The sequence below is a fragment of the Lentiprolixibacter sp. genome (assembly GCF_982873095.1).
Map to the genome: position 1 here is coordinate 1 of NZ_CEYNTP010000160.1, position 6,643 is coordinate 6,643.

Annotated in this window: 7 protein-coding genes; 6 read left to right on the forward strand and 1 reads right to left on the reverse strand. The window is 46.9% G+C overall.

Annotation, left to right across the window (positions count from 1 at the left end):
- The 5 genes from porK to AC4E7D_RS10020 all read left to right on the forward strand — a co-directional run.
- Positions 1-1,150: T9SS ring complex lipoprotein PorK/GldK (gene porK / locus AC4E7D_RS10000; protein WP_490173657.1), on the forward strand; the 1,150-nt coding region annotated here is incomplete at its 5' end.
- Positions 1,151-1,218: 68 nt separating this feature from the next.
- Positions 1,219-1,866 (forward strand): type IX secretion system motor protein PorL/GldL, encoded by a 648-nt coding sequence (gene porL / locus AC4E7D_RS10005; protein ID WP_490173658.1) that lies wholly within the window; start codon positions 1,219-1,221, stop codon positions 1,864-1,866.
- Between the two features lie 57 nt (positions 1,867-1,923).
- The gene (gene porM, locus AC4E7D_RS10010) at positions 1,924-3,492 is read left to right on the forward strand and encodes a type IX secretion system motor protein PorM/GldM (RefSeq protein WP_490173659.1); all 1,569 of its coding nucleotides are present in this window, start codon (positions 1,924-1,926) and stop codon (positions 3,490-3,492) included.
- A gap of 20 nt (positions 3,493-3,512) precedes the next feature.
- Positions 3,513-4,415, forward strand: a complete 903-nt coding sequence (gene porN, locus AC4E7D_RS10015) for a type IX secretion system ring subunit PorN/GldN (protein ID WP_490173660.1) — start codon at positions 3,513-3,515, stop codon at positions 4,413-4,415.
- 98 nt (positions 4,416-4,513) lie between these two features.
- Complete coding sequence (locus AC4E7D_RS10020; protein ID WP_490173661.1) at positions 4,514-5,569, forward strand: NAD(P)/FAD-dependent oxidoreductase; 1,056 nt, start codon at positions 4,514-4,516, stop codon at positions 5,567-5,569.
- Here the strand turns inward: AC4E7D_RS10020 and AC4E7D_RS10025 are convergent.
- Positions 5,566-5,949: a DUF983 domain-containing protein gene (locus AC4E7D_RS10025; RefSeq protein ID WP_490173662.1), complete on the reverse strand. Its 384-nt coding sequence runs from the start codon at positions 5,947-5,949 to the stop codon at positions 5,566-5,568. The genes AC4E7D_RS10020 and AC4E7D_RS10025 overlap by 4 nt on opposite strands.
- A gap of 64 nt (positions 5,950-6,013) precedes the next feature.
- Here AC4E7D_RS10025 and AC4E7D_RS10030 point away from each other — a divergent pair.
- A partial coding sequence (locus AC4E7D_RS10030; protein WP_490173663.1) for an ATP-binding cassette domain-containing protein occupies positions 6,014-6,643 on the forward strand: 630 nt, incomplete at its 3' end.

The window sequence follows — 6,643 nt, forward strand, 5'->3', positions numbered from 1 at the left end:
CGTTACCGTAAGATCTTTCTATATGGATGATACCGAGATCACCAATAGTGAATACCGGCAATTCGTAGAATGGGTCCGCGATTCCATCGTAAGGTTCAAACTGGCCAAACTCGCCGATGAGTTAGGTTTGGGACCGGATGATGGTGGTATTGGGGAGTATGCCTTCAAGAGTGCTGATACTACAAGGATGTCCGTTTATGAAAAGTATATGATGGACAATTATGCCGGAATGGGAGAATCAGGATATGAAGGGTACGCCCTGAATACGGATGAAGATCTGATCTGGGATACTTCGGATTATCCGGATGAATACTACGCTGAGGTTATGGATTCGCTCTATTTGCCAATGGAAGAATCCTATAATGGTCAGCGGATTCTGGATATTACACAATTGAAGTACAACTATACCTGGATGGATATTGAAGCTGCTGCCCGTTCAAGGGATGGCAGGAGAAAAGATTTTATCCGAACGAATGAGCTGGAGATCTATCCGGACACCACCGTTTGGATTCGGGATTTTGAGTATTCCTACAACGAACCCATGCACAACGATTATTTCTGGCACGACGCTTACAGCGATTATCCTGTAGTTGGTGTGTCCTGGTCACAGGCCCGGGCATTTTGCCACTGGAGGACCAAGTTCAAGAATGACGACCAGAAAAGTCGCGGAAAGCAATTTGTAAACCGGTTCCGTCTGCCTACCGAAGCAGAGTGGGAGTATGCTGCCCGTGGGGGTATCGAAGGGGGTACGTATCCCTGGGGAGGTCCTTACGTGATCAGTGACACCGGTTGCTTTATGGCAAATTTCAAACCCCAGCGCGGGGACTATGCTGCCGATGCAGCGCTCTATACCGTAGAGGCCAAATCCTATGAGCCCAATGATTTTAACCTGTACAACATGGCAGGTAATGTAGCGGAGTGGACCAACTCCAGTTATTTCCCTGGCTCTTACGAATATGCTTCTACCATGAACCCTAATGCAGACTCTAATGACAATGCGAGGAAAGTGATTCGTGGTGGTTCGTGGAAAGATGTGGCCTATTTCCTGCAGGTTTCCACAAGGGATTACGAGTATAAGGATTCAGCGAGGAGCTACATCGGTTTCCGGACCGTACAGGACTATATGGGTGAAGAAGATTCAACACAATAGTAGAACACAAAATCAAACAGTAAACCAAATACTTATTTAAACATTAAACTTAAATTAAATTTCAAATTATGGCACAGTCAAAATCAACAAAGAAACTTTTCAACATGGCCTACGGCCTTGGAGCTTCCGTGGTGATCATCGGGGCCCTTTTCAAAATCCTGCACTGGGAGATTGGGTTCCTTACCGGAGGTTTGCTCCTTGCAGTGGGTCTGATTACCGAAGCCCTTATTTTTGCAATTAGTGCATTTGAACCTGTAGAGGATGAGTACGACTGGTCTCTGGTGTATCCAGAGCTTAATGGTGGACCAGCCTCCAGGAAAAATCAAGTCAAAGAAGCTAAAGAAGCAGAAGGTCTTCTGTCTAAAAAGCTTGACCAACTCCTTAAGGACGCAGGTGTTGACGCTGAGCTCATGACCAGTCTTGGCGATAGCATCCGTAATTTCGAAGATGCTGCCAAAGGTATTGCTCCTACAGCTGATGCGATGCAATCTACTCAGAAGTACTCTGAAGAATTGTCTACTGCTGCAGCCCAAATGGAGTCGCTGAACAGCCTCTACAAGGTGCAACTGGAAAGTGCAAGCCGACAAGCTTCTATCAACGAAGAAGTGGTTCAAAATGCAACTACCCTTAAAGATCAAATGGAATCTCTTGCCTCTAACCTTTCTTCACTGAACGGTGTTTATGGAGGTATGCTTACTGCAATGAACAGAAACTAATTAGTTTTCCATTATACCCAAATCCAAATTTTAATAATCAAAAACTAATTAGAAAACATGGCAGGACAAAAATTGTCACCACGTCAGAAGATGATCAATCTTATGTATTTGATCTTCATTGCAATGCTGGCGTTGAATATGAGTAAGGAAGTTCTGGCAGCATTCGGGCTGATGAACGAAAAGCTGGAAGCTTCCAATGTGAAGACCTCAGAGAATAACCTTGCCTTCTTGGGCGGCCTTGAAACCAAGGCTTCCGAAAACGCGGAAAAATACGGTCCGCTTTTGGAAGATGCCAAGAAGATCAAGCAAATCTCCCAGGAGTATTACGACTACCTGGAAAACCTGAAGTCCGAAATGGTCAAGGATATAGAAGACCCTAAAGACTATCAGGTTATGGATAAGGCTGATTACCTGGACCAAAAACTTTTCAAAGGAGACAATCTGGCTCCTGAAGGAAAGGAATTCATGAAGCGGATCCACGATTACCGCGACCAGGTACTGGCTATTTTGCCAAAAGAATTTAAAGATGTTCGCGAAGCCGTTGATGCCCGTTTCGAAACTGGTGATGAAAAAGGTAAGGTAGAGCGCAGGGACGGTGTTAAGGTAGACTGGTTGAACTACAAGTTCGAAGGTTTCCCGCTGATCGCTTCCCTCACCCAACTTACGCAGATCCAGGCAGACGTGAAAGCCACAGAACAGGACGCGCTTAAAGCTATGTTCGAAGGGCAGCTGACAAGTGAGATCTCTATGACCAACTATACGACGCTGCTGGAGCAGGAAAAATCTGCCTTCTATGCAGGAGAGAAGTTTGATGGTGCCATAGTTCTGGGACGTAAAGATGCCACTACACGCCCTAACGAGGTGAACCTTACCCTGGATGGACGCAAATTGTCCGAAAACAAAGACTATATCATCAAGGATGGTAAAGTACAGTTGACGGTAAGTGCCGGAAATCCCGGAGACCACAAAATCGAAGGTAACCTGGTGTTTATCCAGGACGGAAATCGTACCGAAGTACCGGTATCTTCTACCTTCGCCACGATTACTAAGCCAAATGCGGCCCTGATCGCGGCAGACAAGATGAACGTGGTATACCGAGGGGTAGCCAACCCGATGTCGATTTCTATACCTGGAATCCCGAATAACAAGGTTAGTGCCTCAGCTCCCGGTCTTTCTAAAAGAAGCGGAAGCCAGTATGTGATGAATCCTGGTACAGGACGTAAAGTTACTATTACAGCTTCTGGTACATTGCCAGACGGACAAAGGGTAACTTCTAAGTCTGAGTTCAGGATCAAGGATATCCCAAGGCCTGCCGGATCTATTCGAGGTGAAACCGGTTCTGCAAAAATGCCAAGGAGAAACCTTGAAATCGCTACGGTGGGTGCCCTGCTCGAAGACTTTGACTTTGACCTGAACCTGGCCATTAGTGGATTTAAATTCAAAGTTCCTGGTCAGCCTACAGTAAGTGTTAGGGGCAATAAGCTCGACTCACGTGCCAAATCAGCGCTGAAAAGGGCCAGAAGAGGTGATGCCTTGCAAATATTTGACATTGAGGCCTATATCACTAATAACAAAAGCTATAAGCTGAAGAAGGTGTCTCCGGTGATTGTGGAGCTCACCAACTAAAATTGAAAATGCATAGATCTATGAATTGGAAGAATGTAATTATCGCTGCAGCGGTTTCCTGCCTCCCCATTTCCCTGGCGGCACAGGCCAATATCCTGAACGCCAAAAAGCCTGAGGAGATCGGGAAAAAGACCGCGGCCCAAATGGCGGCAGACAATGACAAACCCCTGCCATACGGCTATGTGGACGACCGGGATATCCTGTGGTCCAAGACCGTCTGGGAAGTTATTGATCTGGATGAGCGGGTGAACTTTCCCCTGTACTATCCCCTGGACACCATTAATATCGGTTCGGACAGGAGATCACTCTACGATGTTTTGATGAAAAACATCAGGAACGGGAAGTTGACTGATATTTATGTGGACTCGTATTTTACGGAGAAACGTAAGTTGAGTGACCTGCAGGCTACCCTTACTAAAATTGATACAACTGACCTCGGATACGAGCAGATCAATGCCGGAGAACAACTCTCTGAAGAGTTTGTAAACCGCAGGGATATTACTGCGGCCGAAATTGAGGAATATCGTGTCAAAGGTATTTGGTATTTTGACAAACGCCAGGGGGAGCTTAAGTACCGTTTGCTAGGAATAGCCCCGGTAGCACCCGACGTAAACTTTATTGACGACGAGTCTGTTGACCCGGAAAGCAATAAAGTGGAACTGTTCTGGGTGTGGTACCCCAGTGCCCGACAAATCCTGCATGAGGCGAAGGTGTTTAACCAGCGGAATTCCGCCCAGCCTCTCTCCTTTGACATGCTTCTGAATTCCAGAAGGTTCAATGGGATGATCTATCAGGAAGACAATGTACACGGAGATCGTAAGATTGACGAATACATTGCAGACAACGCCCTGTTCCAGCTCCTGGAATCCAACAGAATCAAAGAACAGATTCGGGACCGCGAACAGGACATGTGGGCCTACTAGCCTAATAATATTCCAATTCAATACAGATACAAAGCGCCGCATTTTTGCGGCGCTTTTTTTACTTTCAATTTGGTAAGCCTAATTGCTACCTTTGCGCCATGCTGGATTATCTGGTTGTTGGGCTGGGCCTTGCAGGGGCTTCTTTTTGTGACCTTCTCGAAAACAAAGGGCGGTCTTTTCTCTGCATAAACGATAACTCTCAACAGGCTTCGGTTGTGGCGGGAGGACTGTATAATCCAGTAGTATTAAAACGTTTTACACCCGCCTGGAGGGCGAAACAACAAATGGAGGTGGCCATGCCTTTTTATGAGCAACTGGAGGCCAAACTCAATTGTACCCTCGATTATAAAGTTCCGGTTCTTAGGCGTTTCGCATCGGTGGAGGAGCAGAATAACTGGTTCCAGGCAGCAGACCACCCCCAATTACAGCCTTTCCTCTCTTTAAAACTCCTTGAAAACAACAATCCCATGCTCGATGCCCCTTACGGGTTCGGGGAAGTGCTGCATACCGGGAGGGTAGACACCAAAAAGCTCCTGACTGCCTATTCAGCCTACATGAAGGACAAAGGCTGCCTGACCGATGCATCCTTTAAATATGACGCCCTTGAGGTGCTGCCGGATGAGGTACGTTATGGGGACATCAGGGCAAAAAGAGTGGTTTTTGCCGCGGGGTTTGGCCTGAAGGAAAATCCATATTTTAATTATTTGCCCCTAAACGGGACCAAAGGGGAATTGCTAACTATAAAGTCACCTACCTTAAAAGAAGACCAGGTGATCAAGTCAGCTGTGTTTATCATTCCGTTGGGGGAGGACCACTACCGGGTAGGGGCCACCTATAAATGGAAGGATAAAACCAATGTGCCCACTGCAGCTTCCCGGGAGGAACTGCTTCAAAAACTTGAGGTGTTCCTGAAAGCCGATTATAAAGTGGTCGCCCATGTGGCGGGGATCAGGCCAACAGTAGCAGACCGAAGGCCCCTTGTTGGCCGGCATCCAGTTCATTCTAACTTGTTTGTCCTTAATGGTTTAGGTTCGAGAGGGGTGTTGATCGCCCCTTTTGCGGCACAACAATTATGGGAACATATTGAAGAAGGCGCCGCACTGGTTGAGGAGATGGATATAAAGCGGTATGCGAGGAAGTATTCTCCTGCCTAGGCTTTAACCGCCTTGGGGTCGTATTTAATAAAAAAGTTGATCCAGATATTGCGAGATAGTCGGATGATGACCGGCATAAATACCACGAGGGTGGCTACAATACTGATGAAAGTTGTTAAGAGGGAGGCACCTATAAACAGGAATGAAATTACAAATGCGGCCACCCCAAAAGCCACCCCAACAGCATAGCTCACGTACATCGCCCCATAGAAAAAGGAGGGTTCCATCTTGTATTTAGTAGCGCAATGGGAGCAGCGCTCGTGCATTTTGAATAAACTTCCCAGGCGATAGGGGTTGCGTTCTATGTACATGCTCTCCTGATGACATCTGGGGCACGTTCCTGTTAAAATGCTATAGAGTTTGCTGCCTTTTTTTAACATTTGCACAAATTTTGGTAAAATTAGCTTTTTACCTCATCACATCCTGTAACCCCGGTCACAAAATATGCTCAGTGTTCATAACCTTGCCATAGCCTTTGGAGGAGAGACCCTTTTTGATGGTATCTCCTTCCGCTTGAATGCGGGAGATCGTGTGGGTCTGGTAGGGAAAAACGGTGCCGGAAAGTCTACCCTGCTGAATATTATGGCCGGGGAACTGAAACCAGATAAAGGAGAGCTTTCCCTGGAAAAAGGATTGCGCACTGGCTTTCTTCGGCAGGATATTGATTTTGAGAAAGGGAGGACGGTTTTAGAAGAAGCCCATTTGGCCTTTTCCGAGATTATGCAGCTGGAAGGGCAATTGGAGAATATCAACGCAGAGCTGGGGGAACGGACAGATTACCAAAGTGAAGGGTACCACCAATTGATGGTTGACCTGAATGACCTGACACATCGCTATGAAATTCTGGGAGGCTATACCTACAAAGGGGAGGCCGAAAAGGTACTTCAGGGGTTGGGGTTTGAACGCAGGGATTTTGAAAAGCCCACGGACACCTTTTCAGGGGGCTGGCGCATGCGTATAGAACTGGCGAAGCTCCTGTTGCAGAAGAATGATATCCTCCTCCTGGATGAGCCCACCAACCACCTGGATATCGAATCCATCCTCTGGCTCGAACAATTCCTGATCGAGTTTCCC